Below are 21,690 nucleotides of genomic sequence, written 5' to 3'. Positions count from 1 at the left end.
TTATGCAAGGTAACGATGAGAGGTAGGCGAACCGAAAGCCAAGCATGTCACCATCCGCAAAGCCAATACCGCCCTCCTTTCGGAAACGCTCGAACGGGTATTTGCGGAGCAGTCCTGAATGCATTTCATACAGCATGGGTCGGATATTCCCGCAGCTCTGTTGCAGGCACGCGAGGAAGCGTTCGAAAATGCGTATGGCTACATCCTCCACTACTACTGAGAGCAGAAAGATAACGATGATGAAACTGAATCAAGGGCTCGATGACGAAGAGCTCGAAGAACTCGACGATTTTCTTGCCGACGAGTCCATCGAGGAGAGGTCGATGGACGTTTCCACTCTGGACGGGTTCCTGACCGCGATCGCCATCGGCCCGCGCGCTGTTTTTGCGTCGGAATGGCTGCCGTGGGTTTGGGACATGAAAGAAGGCAAGGCCAAGGCCCAGTTTGACAATAAGGAGCACGCCAGTCGAATCATGTCGCTCGTCATACGGAACTATAACGGCGTCGTCCATGCATTCCTGGACGATCCGGTATCGTTCGAACCTGTCTTCCGGCGTGGTGCCCAATGGGGTGCAGCCGAGTGGTGTGAGGGCTTCATCCTCGGCTTTCAGTTCGCCGACGAGGCATGGAAGCTGTTGGGCGTTGCGCAACCTGCCTGGTTTACTCCTTTCCTGCGTTTGGGCACCGGCGATGGCATCGCGATGAGCGAGAAGCTTGGCGATGGCGAGAAATGGATGAACGAAATCGTGCCGTCAATCGTGAAAATTCATGCCTACTGGAAGGAGAAGTGTGGCAGCCGGCCTAAAGGAGTGGTCCGGAGCGAGTTTCGCCTTGGCGAGCAGAAGGAGGCCTCACCAAGAGTTCGTGGTGGGCCGAAGATCGGCCGCAACGATCCGTGTCCTTGCGGCAGCGGCAAGAAATACAAGAAGTGCTGCGGAGCGAACGACACTCCGGCAGCGTTGCATTGAGGTGCATGAACTGAACATGCGCCTCTGTCAAACACGGTAATTTATTTCGGTACCCTGTCATGCAAAGACTCCTTGCCCTCATCGGTCCCCTGCCATTCATCGCTCTCGCCATTGTCGCGGCGGGCCTTTCGCTGGGTGTTGCGGTGTGGCTGTTTGGCGAGGTTTTCACGCCGACTCTGGCCACTTTCTCCGCGGGCTGGCGCTATCCCTTGACCGGTCTGGCGCTGGCGGCCAGTTACTTCGCCTACGGCCTGACGCTGCTGCTCGTGGCACCGCTGCTGAATTTCCTGCTCGGCGGGCGGCTGCAGCCCTATCGCGGCTCGGCGGTTTCGTTGACCGCGCTGCGCTGGTATGTACATTGCACGCTGACGCTGGTGGTTCGCTATTCATTCCTGGAATTCGTGACGCCGTCACCTTTCGCACAACTCTACTACCGCTTGATGGGAATGAAGATCGGGCGCAATGTCACCATCAATTCGACCGCCATCGCCGATCCGTCACTGATCGAAATGGCTGACGGGGTGACCATCGGTGGCTCGGCGAGCGTCATGGCGCATTACGCGCAGGGCGGCTACCTGGTGATTGCGCCGGTCAGGCTCGGTGTCGGTGCGACCATCGGCCTGCGCGCCATTGTCATGGGCGGCGTCGAGGTTGGTGAAAGGGCCAAGATCCTGGCCGGATCTTTCGTCCTCCCCAACACCCGCATTCCGGCAGGCGAAACCTGGGCAGGGATTCCCGCCCGGAGCATCGAGCTGGAGCGCGACGCGGCTGCCGGTAACGGCGAGAACTGAGCGTGCTCGCCGACCTGCCTGCCTGGGAAATCATCGCGCTGCGGCTGCTGGCGATCGCCGGCGGTCTGCTCGCCTGGTTCTTCACCCAGCGCCTGATCGGCGCCCGCCATCTCGATGGCACTGGCATTGATGACCATTTGCACCGGCTCACCGCCAAGGGCAACGCCTGGCTGCACGAGCATCCGAGTGCGGCCAGGGCAGCCTTGATCGCCAGCTCGCTGGGGATCGATGCGGTAACCCTGTTCGTCCTCGGCTACGCCGTTCTCGGCCCGAGCTTCAATCCGTTCTGGGGCTTGCTGTGTCTGTTCGTCCTGCGCCAGCTGAGTCAGGCGGTGGTCGCGCTGCCACCGCCGCCGGGGATCATCTGGCGCGATCCGGGTTTTCCCTCGCTCTTCGTCACCTATGCTGTTGGCAACGATTTCTTTTTTTCCGGGCACACCGCACTGGCCGTCTTCGGGGCCATCCAGATGGCCACTCTTGGCATCCCGGCACTGACTTTTTTCGGGGTGTTGCTGGCCCTGCTGCAGATGCTCCTGGTGATCGTGCTGCGCGCGCACTGGACTCTCGACGTGCTGGCGGGACTCTTCGCTGCGTTGATGGTCGGCGCCGTTTTCTGGCGGATTGGAGTCTGACGCCTTGCCGTACGACAGCCCGCGACTGACCCGGAACAACTTCGACCTGCTGCGGCTGTTGTTCGCTGCCACCGTCTGTCTGGTGCACGCGTACGATCTTTCCGGATACCCGCAACTCGCCTGGCTGGGCCATGTTTTGTCACCGGCATCGGCGCTGAAGGGGTTTTTCGTGGTCAGCGGTTTTCTGGTGTTCATGAGCTTTGAACGCTCTTCGTCGCTGGCATCTTACGCGCGCAAGCGCATGCGGCGAATCTACCCGGCCTATTTCACCGTTGTCCTGCTCTGCGCAGTCGGTCTGCCGGCGGTCGGTTCGCAAGGGGTCGGTGGAATTTTCTCTCTGGCCTGGGGCAAGTACGTTCTTGCCAACCTCGTTTTCCTGAATTTCCTGCAGCCCACATTGCCTGGCGTTTTCGAATCCAACCCCATGGCAGCGATTAACGGCGCTCTGTGGACGCTCAAGATCGAGCTGATGTTCTACCTGATGGTGCCTTTCTTCGTCTTCCTTTTCCGGCGATTTTCTCGTCTGCCCGTACTCGTATTGATCTATTGTCTGTCGCTTGCCTATGTCGGCTTGCTGGCAGGGATGGCAGAGCGCACCGGTTCCGGAATCTACCTGGAATTGGCTCGCCAATTGCCGGGGCAGCTCTCGTATTTCATGGCGGGGGCTTTCTTCTATTACTTCCTGCCGCAGTTCGAACGCCGCCGCATCTGGTCTTTGCTTGCCGCAACCCTGGTGCTTGCAGTCAATACGATTTTTCCCTTGCCCTTCCTTGAACCCCTGGCGATCGCCACGGTGGTCGTTTTCTTCGCGTTGTTCCTGTACGTCGGGAACTTCGCAAAGTACGGTGATTTCTCGTATGGCGTCTACATCATCCATTTTCCGGTGATTCAGCTGCTGGTGCACAGCGGCTGGTTTCGTGATCACCCTGGGCGTTTCCTGGCGACCCTGATTCTGCTGACGGGCATTGGTGCCCTGGCCATGTGGCACCTGGTCGAAAAACGTTTCCTGTTGCGCAACAGTCATTACCTCGCCGGCGCATCGCTCTCTGCCGCGGCTGCGACCGAACTCGCGCCCGACCAGGGCACGCCAGTTCGCTAACCATCAGCTCATGCAGCATTTCTTGAATTTCTTGCCGCTACCGCATGGACAGGGTTCGTTTCGGCCGGTCCTGGGCGCCTTGTCGACGAATCCGGGCGCGCCGGTCACGGCGGCGGCAGTCTCCGCAATTCCCAATAGTTGTCGCACATGCCTGAAAAGCAGCGCGAATTCGCCGCGCCTTTCGATGGGCCGTTCGGACATCGTTTGCCAGCGGCGGCTGTCTTTCTGGGCTCCATCGAGCAGGTCGAAGGCATCGTTCAGGTGTCCGGAGTTGAGCAGCAATTCTGCCAGGTCGATGATCGTGTCGAGGGAAAGCGGGTTGATGCTGTGCGCCTTTCTCAGACACGGCAGGGCGGCATTGGGGCGATTGATGCGCCGCAGGAGTTTGCCCAGGAGAAACCATGAGCGCCAGTCTTCCGGATTTCGCCGCACCTTTTCCTGCAGGCTCACGTAGTAACTCGGAAATGTTTTCCTTGAGCCATCCGGTAGTTGCACTCGGTCAAGGATCAGCCGTTGCGGGGCATTGTTCTTGCCGGAGCGAGTAGCAGCCTGGGCCAGAAAGATTTCAGCGATCAGTGCCATTTTCGCTTCGGGTTCGAACTCGAACTCCGGAAACGCGCCACAGCCGAGGCAGGCAATCTCGTCGGCAACCAGCATTTGATCCTTGTCGGTGTCTCCGATCACGACGCCCTTGACATCATAGCTGCGAACCGTGCCACAGGCAGGGCAGCGCAAAGATAGAGACAAGCTGTGGCTCGGTTCCGGAAAAGTTCCACTGTCGAAAATTGCCTTGCGCTCCTGTTGCCGGCTTCGCCGCTGCATGATTTTTGCGCGCAGCTCGTCGAGCTCCGGGCAACTCGCGTCCAGCAGGCGGCATAGACGATAATAGGTTTCGTTGATCAACGACTCATCGTGGGGCAATTCGTGGCGAAGAAGTGCGAGTAGGCGTTGATCCGGCGCGGCCAGCGCGAGCGCGCACCAGAACTCGAGATTTTCGCGGAGCAGCGCGTCTGAATGGTGCAAGGCGAACTCGGTGACTGGCTGGCCACCCACAGTGGTGATCACCGACTCGCCAAAGATTTGTTGTGAGGTATCGAGGGTTTCCCATTGTGCGATCAAGGCGTCGCGTGCACTTTCGCCGATGGCGATCAAGGCCTTCTGGGCTGCTACGCAGACGAAATCGCCATGGTCATCCAGCATGCAGGCCAGCAGCGCCTCGGTGAATTCCGGCCACGCGAGATCGCCCATCGCCCGGGCCAGCGTGACTCCGCCGTAGGTGTCGATGCTGTCCGCGAGTTGACGCGTCATCGCGGGAATGGTCTCTGCCCTGGGGAAACTTCTCAAACGCTCGAGCAGTGGTGCATAGTGGATGTTGGTGTGGACATCGAGCGCCAGCAGGCCGATCACTTCGGCAAGCGGCATGCTCGCCGTGTCGATGTTCTTGCGCTCGCCGGAAGCGGCGACCGCGGCGAGGGCAAGCGCCGCCAGATGCACGGGGTGCTGCCCGTTCTGGCAAGTTTTGCTTTGCTGAATCAAATTCCAGGCCAAGGTCGATTCTGGCGACCGGTCGTAACAGCTTGCCAACAAGCTCAGAGCAGGCGCCAAAGGATCTGCCGACTCCAGCACTTCGTCCATCGCGGCAATCGGCGTGTCGGTAGCGAACAGGCAGGCCAGTTGCTGGAAAGATGTACTGCTGTAAGCCTTACGACGCCAGAAGAACAGGTCGGCATACGAATCGTGGCCGAAGAGGCAAGTGGCTAACGAGTTGACGGCGCCTTGTACCCTGGATTCTGTTCCAGAGAATATTTCGTCAAGCAGACGTGGCAGAGTCTCAAGCTGCTTGAGCATGAGCGCCGCCGCAAAAGCCTCCTCGCGCAGGATCAAACCGCACATCTCATCCTTGCTCCAGGCCAGAGGGATGAGTCTCTCCGCCAGACGGAGCGCAGCGTTCAGCGGCAGCTTGACAAGGCAACTCAGAATGGCGGCTGCTCGCTCAATCGACCATGTCTGGGAGCTTTCCAGGTAGCGAGAGAAGGTTTCGGCGGCCAGTTCCGGTGCTATGCGCGCCAGGATGTGCGCCCCTGAATGGGCCATCGTTGGTGGCCACTCGCTCCAGCGTGCGGCAATGATCGGGGCAAAGGCCGCGAAGCGCTCCTTCGGAAGGTATACGAAGAGGAGTTTGAGGGTATCGAGGTCGTTCCCCTTGATCCAGTATTCGATCGTGGGGTCATGAAACCAGAGTGTTCCTAGGGTATCCCGCAGTTCCGAATGCGCTGGCAGTGCATCGTAATGGCGGAGGGCCCAATCGATCATGATCGGATCGTCGAGCGAAGCTGCGGCATGCGCAAGGTAGGATGCTTGCATGTAGGACTTCTCTCCAGGATGGATGCAAAAGTATCGGCCCCTCCGCCGCTTGCGGAGGAAGGGGTGAGTCGCTGACACGACTTTCACATTAAAGTATCTGCTCTCGGTCGAGTGCCGGGAAGCACCCGCCGGTCAGGAAGCCCTCGAACGCTTCGGCGGCGAGCGGCCGGCTGAACAGGAAACCCTGCATTTCATCGCAGGCCAGGCCGCTGAGCATTTGCCTCTGGGCTTCGGTTTCGACGCCTTCGGCGAGGATGCGCAAGTCGAAGCTGCGGGCGATGCAGGCAATGGCGTGAATGATCGAGGTCGAACTGTGCTTGTCGGGGTTCAGGTCGCGGACGAAGGACTGGTCGATCTTGATGCTGTGGATCGGGAAACGGCGCAGATAGTTGAGCGACGAGTAGCGGGTTCCGAAATCATCGATGGAAACCCGCAGCCCACAGTTGCGCAGTTGTTTCACCATGCTGATGTTTTTCTCGGCATCATTCATCAGCAGGTTCTCGGTAATCTCGATGTCGAGCGCCGCCGCCGGAATGGCGTAGGCATCGAGACGCTGCAGGATTCGCTCGGGCAGGTCGCCACGTTCCAATTCTTTCGGCGAGAGGTTGATCGCCAGTTGCAGGCTGGTGAACCCCCTGCTGCGCCAGGAAGCCAGCTGGCAAAGTGCCCGGTCGACGACCCATTCCCCAAGGGCGACGATCATTCCGGTATCTTCGGCCAGGGGAATGAAGGTGTCCGGCATCATCAGGCCATGCCGTGGGTGGTGCCAGCGGATCAACGCTTCCATCCCGATCGTTCGTCGCTGGCTGAAGCTGATCTGTGGCTGATAATAGAGTTCGAACTGGTCGCCGCTTTCCAGTGCCTGCCGCAGATCGCCCTCCAGCGTGAGGCGCATGCTTTGGCCGCTGTGCATCTCTGGCGCATAATGCAGGTAGCCGTTCTTGCCGCGTCCCTTGATCTGATACATCGCAATATCCGCGTTGCGCAGAAGCATCTCTGGAGTTTTGCCGTTGTCGGGGTAGAGCGCGATGCCGATGCTGACGGTGGTGAAGAAATCCACACCGGCGATCTTGAAGGGTTGCCTGAGTTCGGCCAGCATCTTGGCTGCGATTACCGAGGCATCTTCGCCGTCACCCAGATCGGGCAGCAAAACGGTGAATTCATCGCCCCCCTGGCGCGCCAGGGTGTCTCCCGAGCGCAGGCAACTACGGCTGCGCTGGGCAAAACACTTGAGCAACTCGTCTCCTTCGTGATGGCCATAGGTGTCATTGACCAGCTTGAAGCGGTCGATGTCGATGAACATCACACCCACTCGCTTGTTTTTCCTTTTCGCCTGCTTCAGGGCAACTCCCAGTCGGTCCTTGAACAGGATCCGGTTGGGAAGACCGGTTAGCAGGTCGTGAAAGGCCTGGAAAGCGATCGTTTCCTCGGCCTTCTTGCGGTCGGTGATGTCCCGCGCAACGCCGGAGGTGCCCATGAAATGCCGGCTGGCCGGCTCCTCATTGGTGGCATAGATGCCCTGTGCACTGAGGATGGCGACGATGGTCCGGTTTTCGAAGTGGCGCACCCCCTGGTTTTTCGTCTGCAGCCGGATTTCGACGTTGGTGCTTGCCCGGTCACCGATTCGCCGTTCGTTGAAGGCAAAGCGGGCATGTTCCAGATCGTCCGGATAAACGATCATCGAGTAATGCTTGCCCAGGAGTTCTTCACGGGTGTAACCGAGCAATGCCTGCACACGGCCGTTGACGAAAATGAAGGCACCATCCTTGTCGAGCGTATAGATGATGTCCGGTGACTGTTCCACCAGAAAGCGATGCAAACGTTCGGATTGCTCCAGGCGAACCGTCATCAGGGCGTGTTCCCGTTCGACGCGGCGGCGACGCAGGACGCGGTCTACGGTGTCGATGAGTTCCTGGGGATCGCCATGCTTGCGAATGAATTCAAAGGCGCCGTGGCGCAGGGCACGGATTGCCGAGTCGATTGACTCGTCGCCACTGAAGACGACCACCGCCGTCGGCACATGCTGGTGCAGCATCCATTCCATGATTTCCAGCCCATTGATGTCGGGCAGCATGAGATCGAGGATCAGAACATCGATGTCGCGATGGTCAAGCCGACGAAGGGCTTCGTTGCCGCTGCCGCATTCCTCGATAATGCGTCCCTCGCCAGCCAGCAGGTGACGATAGGCCTCCCGGATCCGCTCCTCGTCGTCGACGATCAGGATATTGCAGGGGGTCTCCTGGATGTCCGGGCTTTGCGGCGAAAAATCAAAATTCGCGATGGCCTTCATGGTTGCTCCTGAGCGGTGTCCGGCGACGGGATGGTCTTCTGCTGTGGCTGGCTTTCGCCGCTGCCCAGGGACGGCGTCCGCTCCGGTATGGGCACCAGCAAGGCGATCATGGTTCCCAAACCTGGCTTGCTGCGGCAGCTCACCAGGATTCCCAGGCGCTGTATCAGTGCGCCGACGATCGACAGCCCGATGCCGCGGTTTCCTGCGCTGCGCACTTCGGCCGGGCGATACAGTACACGCATGGCTTCTTCACTGATGCCAGGCCCGTTGTCTTCGATCTTCAGTTCGGCGAAGTGCTGCCCTTGATGCAGAATGCCGTCGGTCAGCGAGATCTTGCAGCGTTGCCCTCTGGAAAGCGCTTCGGAGACATTTTTCCACAGATTCAGGAGGATCTGTTTGATGCTGTCACGATCACAAGCGATGCGCACGGTCTGCGCCGGCAGGACCGTTTCGACGGTAATGCCGCGCGAATCGAAAAGCACCTCGCGATAGAGCAGCAGCAGTTCGCGCAGCAGCTTGCCGAGGTCAAGCGTGTGCTCATCGGCCTGTGCCTCGGGAGTATCGCTCATGCGCTGCACAATGCTGGCCACCCGTTCGATTTCTTCCGTCAGAATGTTCAGCTCGTGGCGAACATCGGTTGCCTGTGGCAGCTTTGCGCCCAGAATCCTGAGGTAGCTCTTGATGATGCTCAGTGGGTTTCCCGCTTCGTGCACGATGCGTCTGGACTGGCGAGTGAAGCGCGCCACGACCGCGTCCTCGGTCTGTGCGCGGACTTCCTGGGCTGCGCGCCAACTTTCCAGACTGCCGCCGGCAATTCGTCCGAAGTTGGCCAGTCCCGGCAGGCGGCGACCAAGGCGAGCGTACTGGCCAGCACTCAGACCGGCGACGATGACCCCGACCGTTCGTCCGTGCCCGATCATCGGAATGCACAACAGGCCGTTGCTCGAAAAAGCCCGGGCAAACTGCAGGTCCATCAGGGACTTTGCGGGTAAGGGATCACGGTCGTAGGAAGACCGGATCTGCTTGCTGAGTGCCGCTGCTGCCACCAGGCTTCGCTGTGCCTCGGGAAGAATGCTGACCTGACTGAAAACAGCAGCTTGTCCGGCGATGCCCATGCCCGTCAGCCGGCCATCCGGCGGGTCGCACAGCAGGAAAGCGAGGTGATTCAGATCAAACAGGATGCGTGCGGACTCACGCAGGCCGAGAAATACCTCGGCAGCGGTATCGAGCGCGAAGAGATCATCCTGCAGAGGTTGCATCAGAGCCTTGTTGCCGATGATGTGGGCGATCTGGCCATGGGTATCGGGTATGGAGCGGGTGCCCATGCCGAGCACTCGCGGCAGGCCGCCGGCGCTGCTGCACGCCGGGTAGTCCTGGGGCGTAATGCCGATGGCGTCGGCAATCATGCACATTCTCTGCGCTGCCTCAGCACGCATTCCACCCAGTAGACCATCGCCGGTATTGCCGAACATCTGCTCTGCGAGCTTCCCGAATTTCTCGGGTACCTCGTCGTCGCAGGCCAGTGCGTGCGCCAGCCACACCACCTGGATCAGCTGCGTGCCGGTCACGATCTGTTCGGCCGGCAAGTGGTGGAAAAGAATGCCATCGGCAAGCAGTGAATCAAGATGCCACTGATCTGCGAGCCAGCTGCCGATCTCGCCATGGTGAACGCCGAGCTGTTCCGTTTCCATTGCCGACAGCGCACTTTCGTCGGGACACGCGGCGAGGATTTGCAGATAGGGTTCGCCCAGAGCCGAAAGCAGAATGAGTTCTCCGACATCATGCAGCAGTCCAGCCAGATAGGCCTCGTCGGGTCGCTGATAACCGGTTGCTGCCGCCAGGCTGCGGGACAACTCGGCAACCAGCAGCGAGTGGGTCCAGAACGCCGACAGGTCGACCGCCCGCGTGGCTGTCCTTTCGTCAAACAGGCTCTGAACCGACAGGCAGGTCGCGATCGAACGAACCAGGCGGGTGCCGAGCGCCAGCAGGCAACTCTCGATACTGCGCAGGGGATTGCCTCGTCGGAGAGCGGATGAGTTGGCAGCAGTCAGAATCCGGGTGCACAAGCCGGGATCCTGCTCGACCAGCCTGGCGAGTTCGGCCATGGTCGTGCCGTCATCGTCCACCATCTGCAGGAGTCGCAGCAGTATCTGCGGCGGCGATGGCGCGCGTCCCGACTCCATGGCCTGGCGTATCGGTTCCGGCAAACTATACATCGCGATGACGGCAGGGGATCGCTAATCGAGCTTCTTGAGATAGTCCTTGGTGAACACCTTGTCCGGCAGATCCCGCAACTTCATGCCCCCATACTCGAGGACGGACTGTTCGCCACCACGCAGGGCGTCTTCCATGACCAGTCGCGTCGGCCGCTTTTTTCCCTCCATGGTCTTGAAGTTCTCGTATTTGCAGGTCTTCAGCAGGCGGTTGGAGAGTGAATAGAACTCCGCTCTGAAAGGCCAGAAGTCCTTGGTCCGGACCCAGTAGAGTACCCGCTGGTAGGTGACGCCGCGGTCGACGCCGATCAGTTCGAGGACGTGATATTCTTCGTTGCCGATTTTTTCACTCCGTAGCAGCCTGGGGTTGTAGTCGGCAGCAAAGTTGGCGCGCGCCAGATCGCCGTTGGCGACCTGGCCGGTCAGCCGTTGCGAGAGGGAGAGCCGAATCGGCTGCGAAACGTCGGGCATGAAAACCCACAGGTCACGACCTTTCATCAGCAGGATCTGGCCACGTTCGGAAGCCGGTTCGGTGACCATCACGACACTGTTGGTGTTGCCCTTGGAAAGCACGCGGTACTTGCGCACCTCGGCATCCTGCCCGCTGCCGGTCGTCGTGATGCTGACGTCCACCTGAAAACCATCCGCAGGGAAGCGAACCTGGTCGGCCTTTTCAACGATCTGCCGGGCCTCGGCATCGTCGCCCGCGGTTTGCGAAACGGACTCCGCCGCCCGGGCCGGCACAGCACAGGCCAGGACAATGGCAAACAGGAGTGCCAAGGCAGTGTTGACACCAAGATGGCGGATGATCATGATTTCCATAGTATTCAACCCATTGTGCTGACCGTCGACGCGGTTGGCAGGAAGTGCCACCGATGAGCATGCTCGAACCCATTGTCCGCATAGAACATGTATACAAGGATTATCTACTTGGCGAACAGAAAGTCCAAGCCCTGAAGGACATTCATTTGAGTATCGAGCCTGGTGTCTTCCTCGCGATTGCAGGTCCTTCGGGCAGTGGCAAGACCACCCTGTTGAACCTGATCGGTTGTATCGACACGCCGAGCCGCGGCAAGATCTACATCCATGGTGAGGATGTGAGTGGGCGGACGCCTGATCAGTTGGCCGATCTTCGGGCGCGCAAGATCGGTTTCATCTTTCAGACCTTCAATCTGTTGCCGGTGTTGTCAGCCGCCGAGAATGTCGAATATCCTCTGCTGCACCGCAAGGATCTTTCGAGCACCGAGCGTCGGAAACGCGTCGCATATTTCCTGGATGTCGTCGGTTTGTCGAAATACGCGGCGAATCGCCCGAATCAGTTGAGTGGTGGTCAGCGCCAGCGGGTGGCGATTGCCAGAGCGTTGGCAATCCATCCGGCGATTGTGCTGGCGGACGAACCGACGGCGAATCTCGATCGTCAGACCAGCAAGGAAATCCTTTTCCTGATGAAAGAAATCAATCGCTCGCAGGGCACGGCTTTCATATTCTCGACCCACGATGATCGGGTGATCAACAATGCTCGCCGTCAGATCCGCATCGAGGATGGCGAAGTCATCACGCTCGGCAAGCGTCCTTCCGGCGGGAAGTGGATTTTCTTGCCCGCTCGCAAGCCCGAGAGCCCTCTCAACAATGACAACGATGAATGGTTCAGCCAATCTGCCGACCTGTTGAATACCTCCATGGAAGATGACGATGAAGACCGCGATGCAGATCAGAAGAATTAGCCGGCATTGCGTTGGCCTCGCCGTCGCGGCTCTGCTGAGTTCGCCGATGGCCGTGGCGAGTGACCCCACGGGCAGCGCCGGCCGCTCCGAGGTCGACGTGTCCGACCGCTGGGCGAGCAGGTCAACGCGCGTTCTGCTCGCCGCCAAGTCGGCCGACGCCTTGCCGACGAGCAGGGATAGCCTGTTTGGCGACAACGAGCCCGAGGCGGCTGCAGACCAGCAGCCTGCCAGTCGGGAATCCTTGTTCGGCGATGATCGGCCTTCGCCTCCGCAGGCCGCAGCCATTGACGAGCAATCGTCGGCACGTGCAGCGGCTTTCAAGGGGTTCATCCAGAACGTGATGGCCTATGACTGGCCCAAGCCACGACACTGGTCGGAAATGATGACCCGCGTCGATCTGAGCACGCAGGGCGATCTCGGCAACCATGTCAAATGGAAACTGGGCGCGCGTGTCGACTATGACGCGACCTATACCTTCACCGATTTCTATCCGCAGGCGGTGGCGGATAATCAACGCTTCAATGTCCTGCTGCGCGAAAACTATCTTGATGTTGGCGCCGGGGATTGGGACTTCCGCCTCGGCCGGCAGCAGATCGTCTGGGGTGAAATGGTCGGGCTGCTGTTCGGCGACGTCGTCTCCGCCAAGGACATGCGGCAGTTCATCCTGCCGACCTTCGATATCCTGCGTATCCCACAATGGGCGGCCAGGGCCGAGTATTTCAAGAACGATTTCCACGCCGAGCTGGTCTGGATCCCGGTCGCCAGCTACGATAACATCGGCAAGCCGGGCTCCGAGTTTTTCGCCTACACGCCGCCGCCACCTCCGGGTGTCGCCAGCATGTTCCGCAACGAAAAAATTCCGGCGCGCAGTCTGGACAATACCAACTATGGTCTGCGGCTGTCGATGCTGCGCGATGGCTGGGATGTGGCTGGCTTTGCCTACAGCAGCATGAGCGTCGCGCCGACCTTCTACCGGGCAATCGTTACCGATCCACTGCCGACCGTGATTTATCAGGCCAGGCATGATCGCATCAATCAGTTGGGCGGCACGCTGGGCAAGGATTTCGGTTCGCTGGTCCTGAAGGGCGAGATGGTGTATACGCGCGGTCGCAACTATGAGGTCACCAATGCGACCGATGTTAACGGGGTGGTGCCGCAGAACACGCTGCTCTGGGTGCTTGGCCTGGACTTCAACCAGTTCGCCGATACCCGGATCAACATGCAGATCTTCCAGAACCATTTCTTCAACCATGATCCGGATATCATTCCCTTGGGCAAGGAATATGGTTATAGCCTGTTGCTCAACCACAAGTTCAGCGACAAGGTCGAGGCACAGGCGCTGTGGATCGCCAGCCTGAACCGAACCGACTGGATGCTGCGCCCCCGGGTGAACTGGAATTTCGAAAAGAACTGGGGCCTGGCGGTGGGTGTCGATATCTTCAAGGGGTCACCTGAAGGGTATTTCGGTCGCTACGACGCCAAGGACCGCGTGTATACCGAGATCCTTTACAACTTCTGACGAGTCGAGATCGCCGCCAGATCCTGGTGATGTTCATGTGAAAGTCGCGTCAGCGACTCACGAATCTCCCCTCTCCACTCGCTGGAGAGGGGTCGGGGGAGAGGGAAACGGTCATGACTATGATCGGGGTGCCTGGAAAAGGTCATGACCGTTAGCCGGTGACGAGAACTGCAGCACCGCGAATCTGGCCCGCCCGCAATTGCTGCAGCGCATCATTGGCCGATTCCAGGGGAAATCGTGTCACTTCGGTGCGGACGCCGGCCTTGGGCGCGATGGCAAAGAACTCTTCGCCGTCGCGTCGGGTCAGATTGGCCACCGAGCGCACGCAGCGCTCTCCCCAGAGAATGGCGTAAGGGAACTCGGGAATGTTGCTCATGTGGATGCCTGCGCAAACCACCGTTCCGCCCTTGACCGTGTGACGAAGCGCCTGCGGAACCAGCTCTCCGACCGGCGCAAAGAGAATCGCGGCGTCCATTTCCTGCGGCGGCGCGCTGCCGGCATCGCCGGCCCAGGCGGCCCCCAACTGGCGCGCGAATTGCTGGCCATCGGTATCGCCGGGCTTGGTGAAGGCGAATATTTCGCGGCCCTGCCAGCGAGCCACTTGCGCAATGATGTGCGCGGCCGCGCCGAAACCGTAGATGCCCAGACGCCGCGCATCGCCGGCAGCGATCAGTGAGCGATAACCGATCAGTCCAGCACAGAGCAGCGGTGCTGCTTCGGCGTCCGGGTATTCGTTCGGCAGTGAAAAGCAGTAGCGCTGATCGGCCAGCGCGAACTCGGCGTAACCGCCATTCAGCGTGTAGCCGGTGAACTCGGCCGCATCGCAAAGGTTTTCGGAAGCGCTTGCGCAGTAGCGGCAATGGCCACAGGTATGCCCCAGCCAGGGTACGCCAAGGCGTTGGCCAAGCGCAAAACGTTCCACTCTGGCGCCTTTCTCGACGACGACACCGACGATTTCATGGCCGAGGACGAGCGGCAGCCTGGGGTGCTGCAGATCGCCGTCCATGACGTGCAGATCAGTGCGGCAGACTCCGCAGGCCCGTACTTCGAGCAGAACCTGATCAGCCTCGGGTTTCGGCCGAGGCACCTCGGCCAGCCGCAACGGCTGGCCTTGGGCGTCCAGAAGCATGGCTTTCATGCGCATCTCCAGCAGTAATACAGGGTCTTCCTAAGTCAAGCGCCAAGCAGCCCAGCAGCCCAGCAGCCCAGCAGCGTCACCGGTGATTGTACGGGTAAAACAAGGGTTTTACTGATCAGGATCTTCTGAGCTAAACTACGCAGACCATGGCGCTACTCGAGATCCGCAATGTCAGCCGCCGTTTTGGCGAACTCCAGGCCGTCGACGACGTTTCCCTGTCGATCGAGGCCGGCGAGTTCTTTACCCTGGTTGGTCCCTCGGGCTGTGGCAAGACCACCTTGCTGCGCCTGATCGCCGGATTCGATCAGCCGGACACCGGCGAGTTGCTGCTCGACGCGCAACGGCTGGCCGGCATTCCGCCCGAGAAAAGACCGGTGCACACGGTTTTCCAGAGCTATGCGCTGTTTCCGCACATGACCGTGGCGCAGAACGTCGCTTTTCCCTTGCAGATGGCGGGCAAGTCTCAGAACGAGATCAGTAGCCGTCTCAAGGAGGCGCTGGAACTGGTGCACCTGGCCAACAAGGCTCGCCAGTTTCCCCGCGAATTGTCCGGCGGACAAAGGCAGCGCGTCGCTCTGGCGCGTGCGCTGATCAACAAGCCGCGCCTGCTGTTGCTCGACGAACCGCTGGCGGCACTCGACGCCAAACTGCGCGAGCAGATCACAGGGGAGCTGATCGCGTTGCAGCGCGAGGTCGGCATCACCTTCGTCTTCGTCACCCATTCGCAGCAGGAGGCGCTGGCGGTGTCGCACCGCATCGCAGTCATGAATAATGGGCGGATCGAACAGGTCGGTGCTCCCGAGCAGATCTATGGCTATCCGCGCAACCGCTTTGTTGCTGATTTCATCGGGACCATCAACCTGCTGCCGGTCGAAGTGCGAGCGGCCGGTCAAGATGGACTGCGCCTGTTCGCCGCTGGACTCGGAGAGATTATCGGCACGCCGGTAGTCGGGCCCAGCACCGGCGAGCATGGGGCCTTTGCCGTCCGTCCGGAACAACTGCGCATCGTCACCGCCGGGGACCTGACCGAGCTGGACAACCACTTCCATGGCCGCGTGCGCGACCACCTTTACCTCGGCGACGTCACCGTTTACAAGATTGCTCTGGAAAATGGGGTGGTGCTCGAGGCGATGCTCACCAACGCGGTTCCCGGACGCGCCAGGTTCCTCGAACGCGGCGCCCCGGTCGCAGTCGGCTGGCAACGTGATGCAGGGGTCTACCTGCGTGACTGAAACAGCCAGCCGCCCGGTCGGCCGAGGAGAGTCGTTGACCAAATGGCTGGTCAGCCTGCCGCCAACCCTGTTTCTGGTGGTTTTTTTCCTTGCCCCGGCCTTGCTGATGGTCGGTGCCTCGTTCCAGCAGCCGGGTGACTTCGGTGGACTGGTACCGGCTCTACAGAATGGCCAGTTGACCCTGTCACTGGAAACCTACCAGTTCTTCTTCGGCGACTGGATCTATGCCGAGATCTTCGGCCGTTCCTTCCTGGTCGCCGTGACCACCACCCTGATCAGCCTGCTGATGGCCTATCCGCTGGCCTTGCTGATCGCCCGCAGCGACAGGCGTCATCGCGATCTGCTGGTGCTGCTGGTGATCCTGCCTCTGGCCAGCAACTTCCTGATCCGTATTTACGCCTGGATCATTCTTCTTGGCCCGGCCAATCTACTCTATACGCCTTTCGCAGTAATCGCCGGAATGGTCTATGTACACCTGCCATTCATGGTTCTGCCACTGTACAACAACCTGGAGCAGCACGACCCGGCACTGCTCGAAGCGGCCCAGGATCTCGGTGCCGGCACCTGGACGCGCTTCTGGCGAATCACCCTGCCGCTCTCGCTACCCGGTATCTGGGCGGGCTCGGCACTGGTCTTCATTCCGGTCCTCGGCATGTTCGCCATTCCCGAGTTGCTCGGCGGCACGCGCGACCTGCTGGTCGGCAACCTGATCAAGGAACAGTTCCTCGACAACCGCGACTGGCCTCTCGGCTCGACCTTGTCGCTGCTGCTGACCGCCGCGGTGCTGGCGCTGGCGGGACTGTCGGCCTGGGCCGGGCGGCCACGCCGGGGGAGTGCCTGATGGCGCGTCCTCGCCAGTCGCTCTGGCTTTGGGCTGCGGCCCTGGCCGTCTACGCCTTTCTTTACCTGCCGCTGGCGGTGGTGGTGATCTTCTCTTTCAACGATTCGCTGCTCAATGCCGAGTGGGTCGGTTTCACGACCCGCTGGTATGGCACGCTCTTCGACGATACCGAGATGCTGAATGCCGCAGCCAACTCGCTGTTCATCGCCATCACTGCGGCCAGCGTGGCGACCGTGCTCGGTACCATGGCCGGTATTGCCATGCAGCGCTGGCGAGCGGGTGTTCTGCGCGGTCTGCCTTTTCTGGTGCTGACGCCGGTGGCGATGCCCGAGATTCTGCTCGGGGTCTCGCTCCTGCTATTCTTCCGGCAGGTGCTCGACCTGACGCTCGGGCTGATCTCGATCCTGATCGCGCATATCACTTTCTCGATCGGCTTCGTCGCGATCATCGTCCGTGTTCGTCTGGCCGGGATGGACGAGAGCATTTTCGAAGCCGCCCGGGATCTCGGCGCCAGCCCGTGGCAGACTTTCCGGCGCGTCACCCTGCCCTTGATCCTGCCGGGCATCCTGGCCGGTTTTCTGATGAGCTTCACGCTCTCGATCGACGACTTCGTGATCACTGTCTTTGTCGCCGGCGTTGGCGTCACGACGCTGCCGCTGCAGATCTACTCGATGATCAAGGTGGCCGTGAGTCCCGAAGTCAACGCCGTGTCTACGCTGCTGATGGCGCTGACGCTGACCTTGATCGCGCTGGCGTCGAAACTTGCACCTGACACGCTGCAGGGCAGGGCATGAAAGCGCTGCGCGCCAGCGTCGTTGCAGTGCTGCTCGCCGTCCTCGCGATGCTGGCGCATGCTGAAGACGTTCTCTATCTCTACATCTGGAATACCTACCTCTCGGACGACACCGTGCATCGGTTCGAGGCGCAATGTCGCTGTCGGCTGAAACAGGACTTCTACTCCGACAACGAGGAAATGCTGGCCAAGCTCGAGGCCGGTGCGATCGGTTACGATCTGATCGTTCCCACGGGTAACGCCGTCGAAACGCTGCTCCGCAAGAACGCGCTGCGTCCGCTCGACAAGAGCAAACTGCCCAATCTGCAGAACGTCAAGGCCGAGTTTCGCAACCCCTGGTACGATCCCGGCATGCACTACGCGGTGCCCTATGCGACCACGGTGACACTGCTCGGTTACAACGCCAGCCGGCTGGCCGAACTTGGCCTGCCGACCGATAGTTGGGCGCTGATCTTCGAGCCGCGTTACCTGGAGAAACTGAAAGGCAAGGTGACGGTCCTCAACAGCCAGCGTGAACTGATGGCCGCGGCGATGAAATACCTCGGCTACTCGGTTCAGGAGAGTGATCCGGCTCGCTGGGATGAAGCCAAGCGCCTGATCCTGCGCGCCAAGCCGTACTGGGCGACTTTTTCCAACAGCACCTACATCAAGGATCTGGCGATCGGCAACATCTGGGTCGCGCACGGCTACTCGAGCGACATGTATCGGGCCCAGCAGGACGCGCTGGAAGCGAAGCGCCCATTCACCATCGACTTCCGGATGCCGAAGGAAGGTGCGGTGCTGGCGGTCGACAGCTTGGTCCTGCACAAATCCGGCGGCCGCCCCGACCTCGCGCACCAGTTTATCGATTTCATGCTCGAAGGCGCCAACGCCGCCGATGTTTCCAACCTGATCGGCGCCGGCAACCCGAACGCGGCAGCGACGCCGTTCATTCTTCCCGAGATTGCCGGCAATCCTGGTATCTTCCCGCCGCCGGACGAGCTCTTGCGACTCGAAATGTTGCGTGATTTCGACCCGAAAACGCGCCGTTCACTGTCGCGGATGTGGACCGAGATCAAGGTCCGCTGAATCCGGCCATGCCTCGGCGACCACGACGCCGCCACGTCTGCGCCCAGCGGCGATTGGCTGAACCAGGATCGCTTGGCGTGATTCATCGTGGAGGTGGTCGACCAGCTTGATCTATCGAACCGGACGCGACAGTATGCTGGATGAAAATGCAGTCCTCGTTCAGGCTCATACCACGTTGGACAAGGCTCTCCCTCTTTCGCTTGCCTTGCGGGCAGACCTCAAGGCACAATGCCAAGGTGTGCACTGCCGGAGTCAATAGCATGGCTTTGCCGAGAGCCACGGGACACCGCTTTACCTATGCCGACTACCGGCAGTGGCCCGATGATGAACGCTGGGAACTGATCGACGGCGTAGCTTACGCGATGGCGCCGGCACCGACGATCAGCCACCAAATTCTGACTGGTCAGCTTTTCCGACAGATCGATCAAGCCCTGGATGGCACCCCCTGCCGCGCCCTGATCGCTCCGGTCGACGTCCTGTTGCCGGCAGCGAACGAAGCTGACGAGCAGGTGACGACCGTCGTCCAGCCCGATATTCTGGTGGTCTGCGACCCGGCCAAGGTCACCGAAAACCATATCCGCGGCGCCCCGGACTGGATCATCGAGGTTCTCTCCCCGGCCACCGCCCGCCACGACCACCTGACCAAACGCTCCCTGTACGAACGCGCCGGTGTCCGCGAATACTGGCTCGTTCACCCGGTCGACCGCGTCATTACCCTCTACACGCTGAAGGACGGACTCTACGGCGGCCCGGAAATCGTCGAGATGGCCGGAGAACGGTCGCCGGCCATCTTCCCTGAAATCGTCATTCGTTGGCAGGCGGTTCTGGACAAGCTACCGGATCACTCCGCCGCGCCGGTCGATCAGCACCCTTGACGATGACTTTACTACGTGGAAAACGCGTCCGGTCTTCGAGATCAAGGTCCGCTGAATCCGGCTATGCCTCGGCGACCACCACGACGCCGCCACGTCTGCGGTCACCGGCGCCAGACAGACGACCGTTGGCGCTGGCGACGCCGTTGACCCCGCCGAAAAACATGCTCGTCGAGTCGAAACGGGTCGCTGCCGGCCAGGCCTGCTGCAGGGCGTCAGCCGTAGCCGTTGCGAGGCCGACGTTCTCGAACCACAGCTTGCTGCCTTCGACATGCAGGCGGGCGGCGTTCAGCGCTTCGTCGAGCGGGCGTCGATAGGCCAGCAGATTGAGCAGCGCCTGCAGGATGGCGCTGCGAATCCGGTTCGACCCACCGCTGCCGAGGGCAAAACACGGCCGATCGCCGGCGACGACGATCGTTGGTGACATCATCGTGCTCATCCAGCTTCCCGCTGCCAGTCGATGGAAGCCGACCGGGTTGATGTCGTCTTCGCCGAGGAAATTGTTGACGTGGATTCCCAGTCCCGGTAGGACGTGGCCGCAACCTTCGCCGTTGCTGGTGGTCATTGCCGCGGCCATGCCCTCGGCGTCGATCACCGAGATATGCGTGGTCGCGCCGAGCGGGTTCTCGTCAGCGCGCGCTCGTGCCCACTCGACCCAGGCCGGGATGCCGTCGCCGGCAACCAGGGCACGGATCGACGCCGGGTCGGCATGCAGTCGGTGGTCGTAACCCGACTGGCGAATCTGCGATACGGTTGCCAGTATCGCCGCCACTGCGAGTTGATGATCGCGTGAGAGAAACGCCTCGTGGCCGATGCCAAGGCTCTCGGCGATGCGTAGCCCGGCGCCGATCAGGCCACCGCCGGCGGCCGGCGGCGGGTTGGTCAACACACTGTAGGGGCCATAGGGGACACGCAGCGGTTCGCGCACGACTGGCGAGTAGGCGGCAACATCCTGCGTGGTCATCAGCCCGCCATGTGCAGGGCCGAAGTGTTCGACCAGCGAAGCCCAATATGTGGCGACCAGGGTTTCCGGATCGCCTTCGCCAAGTGCCTGCAGAAAATCGCCGAGGTCGGGGTTGGCCAGGCGATCCCCGGCTTGCGGCAGGCGTCCGCCAGCGAGGAACAGAGATGCTGCCGATGGCGACGATTTGGCGATCGGCGCGATCAGGCCGATAATCATCGCGATCTGCGGGCTGACCAGGAATCCATCGCGCGCCCAGGCTGCTGCCGGCGCTACGACCTCACGCAAGGGCAGGCGGCCGGCGCGCCGGTGCAATTCAAGCAGGCCGACCAGTTCACCGGGAACCGCTGCCGCCGCTCTGCCGATGTGAAAGACCTGCTTGGTCTGGCCGAAATCGATGGTCACCGGCGCAAAGTCCAGTTCTGGAAACGCTTCGAGGCCACGCCCCGGCGCGACAGCAAAAAAAATCGAGGACTTCGTAGCCGTCCCTGGCGTCTCCCCAGATACAGGCACCGCCGCCGCCGAGCGAGGTCAGAGGCAACTCGGTGACGGTGGCGGCGAACTTGGCGGCGACGATCGCGTCGACCGCGTTGCCGCCGCGGCGCAGTAGACGCGCTCCGGCCAGTGCCGTATGCGGCTCGGAAGCCGCGATCACTCCACGAATGCTCATGGTCAGAGTATAATGTAAGGTTATGTGTCTACCGATATGATTTGTCGTTGTTTTTGTTGATTTACCTGCCTTTGGAGAATGACTCATGGCCATCGAACGTACCCTTTCCATCATCAAACCCGACGCCGTTGCGAAGAATGTGATCGGCAAGATCTACTCCCGTTTTGAGACGAATGGCCTGAAGGTCATCGCTGCCAAACTGGTCTGGCTGTCGCCGCAGGAAGCTGGCGCCTTCTACGCCGTCCATAAGGAGCGTCCTTTCTTCAACGATCTGGTTTCCTTCATGATTTCCGGCCCGGTGATGATCCAGGTTCTTGAGGGCGAGAATGCGATCACCAAGAACCGCGAACTGATGGGGGCGACGGATCCGAAAAAGGCCGATCCGGGAACGATCCGCGCCGATTTCGCCGAGTCGATCGACGCCAACGCCGTTCATGGTTCCGACGGCGAGGATACGGCGAAGGTGGAAATCGCCTTCTTCTTCCCGGCGATGAACGTCTATTCCGGCCGCTAGG

The 21,690-nt window shown here is 60.7% G+C and carries 19 protein-coding genes; 12 read left to right on the top strand and 7 right to left on the bottom strand.

The features are described 5' to 3' along the window. The first annotated feature begins 236 nt into the window (after positions 1-236). From E4Q08_RS01475 to E4Q08_RS01460, 4 genes are read left to right on the top strand one after another with little or no spacing between them, the layout of a single operon-like run. Positions 237-968, top strand: a complete 732-nt coding sequence (locus tag E4Q08_RS01475) for a UPF0149 family protein (RefSeq protein ID WP_248594621.1) — start codon at positions 237-239, stop codon at positions 966-968. A gap of 59 nt (positions 969-1,027) precedes the next feature. After that, complete coding sequence (locus tag E4Q08_RS01470) at positions 1,028-1,759, top strand: hypothetical protein (RefSeq protein ID WP_169069073.1); 732 nt, start codon at positions 1,028-1,030, stop codon at positions 1,757-1,759. A 2-nt stretch (positions 1,760-1,761) separates the two neighbouring features. Beyond that, the gene (locus E4Q08_RS25555) at positions 1,762-2,391 is read left to right on the top strand and encodes a phosphatase PAP2-related protein (RefSeq protein WP_169069072.1); all 630 of its coding nucleotides are present in this window, start codon (positions 1,762-1,764) and stop codon (positions 2,389-2,391) included. Positions 2,392-2,395: 4 nt separating this feature from the next. Next, a complete protein-coding gene (locus E4Q08_RS01460; protein ID WP_248594620.1) occupies positions 2,396-3,490 on the top strand; it encodes an acyltransferase family protein in 1,095 nt (364 codons plus the stop codon). Between the two features lie 3 nt (positions 3,491-3,493). On the opposite strand, the gene E4Q08_RS24270 is transcribed toward E4Q08_RS01460, so the two are convergent. The 4 genes from E4Q08_RS24270 to E4Q08_RS01440 form a co-directional block, all read right to left on the bottom strand. Further along, on the bottom strand, positions 3,494-5,854 hold the full coding sequence (locus E4Q08_RS24270) for an SEC-C metal-binding domain-containing protein (RefSeq protein ID WP_248594619.1): 2,361 nt from the start codon (positions 5,852-5,854) through the stop codon (positions 3,494-3,496). 88 nt (positions 5,855-5,942) lie between these two features. Further along, entirely contained in the window at positions 5,943-8,144 is a 2,202-nt protein-coding gene (locus E4Q08_RS01450; RefSeq protein ID WP_169069070.1) for an EAL domain-containing response regulator, read from the bottom strand. Continuing rightward, the gene (locus tag E4Q08_RS01445) at positions 8,141-10,360 is read right to left on the bottom strand and encodes an HDOD domain-containing protein (RefSeq protein ID WP_169069069.1); all 2,220 of its coding nucleotides are present in this window, start codon (positions 10,358-10,360) and stop codon (positions 8,141-8,143) included. The genes E4Q08_RS01450 and E4Q08_RS01445 overlap by 4 nt, the downstream gene beginning before the upstream one ends. A 21-nt stretch (positions 10,361-10,381) precedes the next feature. Continuing rightward, on the bottom strand, positions 10,382-11,179 hold the full coding sequence (locus tag E4Q08_RS01440; protein ID WP_169069090.1) for an outer membrane lipoprotein-sorting protein: 798 nt from the start codon (positions 11,177-11,179) through the stop codon (positions 10,382-10,384). A 53-nt stretch (positions 11,180-11,232) separates the two neighbouring features. Between E4Q08_RS01440 and E4Q08_RS01435 the strand changes: the two genes are divergently transcribed. Further along, positions 11,233-12,081, top strand: coding sequence for an ABC transporter ATP-binding protein (locus E4Q08_RS01435; RefSeq protein WP_372703481.1), 849 nt, complete (start codon positions 11,233-11,235; stop codon positions 12,079-12,081). After that, positions 12,050-13,600, top strand: coding sequence for a DUF1302 family protein (locus E4Q08_RS01430; RefSeq protein ID WP_248594618.1), 1,551 nt, complete (start codon positions 12,050-12,052; stop codon positions 13,598-13,600). The genes E4Q08_RS01435 and E4Q08_RS01430 overlap by 32 nt, the downstream gene beginning before the upstream one ends. A 151-nt stretch (positions 13,601-13,751) precedes the next feature. Here E4Q08_RS01430 and E4Q08_RS01425 read toward each other — a convergent pair whose 3' ends face one another. Beyond that, positions 13,752-14,738, bottom strand: a complete 987-nt coding sequence (locus E4Q08_RS01425; RefSeq protein ID WP_169069068.1) for a zinc-dependent alcohol dehydrogenase family protein — start codon at positions 14,736-14,738, stop codon at positions 13,752-13,754. Positions 14,739-14,884: 146 nt separating this feature from the next. On the opposite strand from E4Q08_RS01425, the gene E4Q08_RS01420 reads away from it, so the two are divergent. The 5 genes from E4Q08_RS01420 (at position 14,885) to E4Q08_RS01400 (ending at position 19,547) form a co-directional block, all read left to right on the top strand. Then, positions 14,885-15,970, top strand: a complete 1,086-nt coding sequence (locus E4Q08_RS01420; RefSeq protein ID WP_034910347.1) for an ABC transporter ATP-binding protein — start codon at positions 14,885-14,887, stop codon at positions 15,968-15,970. Beyond that, positions 15,945-16,811, top strand: coding sequence for an ABC transporter permease (locus E4Q08_RS01415; protein WP_169069067.1), 867 nt, complete (start codon positions 15,945-15,947; stop codon positions 16,809-16,811). Before E4Q08_RS01420 ends, E4Q08_RS01415 begins: the two co-directional genes overlap by 26 nt. After that, the gene (locus E4Q08_RS01410) at positions 16,811-17,605 is read left to right on the top strand and encodes an ABC transporter permease (protein ID WP_034910344.1); all 795 of its coding nucleotides are present in this window, start codon (positions 16,811-16,813) and stop codon (positions 17,603-17,605) included. Before E4Q08_RS01415 ends, E4Q08_RS01410 begins: the two co-directional genes overlap by 1 nt. Next, the gene (locus tag E4Q08_RS01405) at positions 17,602-18,672 is read left to right on the top strand and encodes a polyamine ABC transporter substrate-binding protein (protein WP_169069066.1); all 1,071 of its coding nucleotides are present in this window, start codon (positions 17,602-17,604) and stop codon (positions 18,670-18,672) included. Before E4Q08_RS01410 ends, E4Q08_RS01405 begins: the two co-directional genes overlap by 4 nt. Positions 18,673-18,932: 260 nt before the next feature. After that, the gene (locus tag E4Q08_RS01400; RefSeq protein ID WP_169069065.1) at positions 18,933-19,547 is read left to right on the top strand and encodes a Uma2 family endonuclease; all 615 of its coding nucleotides are present in this window, start codon (positions 18,933-18,935) and stop codon (positions 19,545-19,547) included. A 61-nt stretch (positions 19,548-19,608) separates the two neighbouring features. Here the strand turns inward: E4Q08_RS01400 and E4Q08_RS01395 are convergent, their stop codons facing one another. Together E4Q08_RS01395 and E4Q08_RS25280 are read right to left on the bottom strand one after the other, a co-directional pair. Further along, positions 19,609-20,910 carry a gamma-glutamyltransferase gene (locus E4Q08_RS01395; RefSeq protein ID WP_169069064.1) on the bottom strand — a complete coding sequence of 434 codons (1,302 nt, stop codon included), beginning with the start codon at positions 20,908-20,910 and terminating at the stop codon, positions 19,609-19,611. Then, positions 20,840-21,175 carry a gamma-glutamyltransferase gene (locus tag E4Q08_RS25280; protein WP_169069063.1) on the bottom strand — a complete coding sequence of 112 codons (336 nt, stop codon included), beginning with the start codon at positions 21,173-21,175 and terminating at the stop codon, positions 20,840-20,842. Before E4Q08_RS25280 ends, E4Q08_RS01395 begins: the two co-directional genes overlap by 71 nt. Positions 21,176-21,260: 85 nt before the next feature. Here E4Q08_RS25280 and ndk point away from each other — a divergent pair, with 85 nt between their 5' ends. Beyond that, positions 21,261-21,689, top strand: coding sequence for a nucleoside-diphosphate kinase (ndk, locus tag E4Q08_RS01385; protein ID WP_169069062.1), 429 nt, complete (start codon positions 21,261-21,263; stop codon positions 21,687-21,689). The last annotated feature ends 1 nt before the right edge of the window (position 21,690 follow it).

It is taken from the genome of Candidatus Accumulibacter contiguus (assembly GCF_012940005.1).
Taxonomy (GTDB): Bacteria; Pseudomonadota; Gammaproteobacteria; order Burkholderiales; family Rhodocyclaceae; genus Accumulibacter; species Accumulibacter contiguus.
This window is presented reverse-complemented; position numbering and strand designations above follow the sequence as displayed.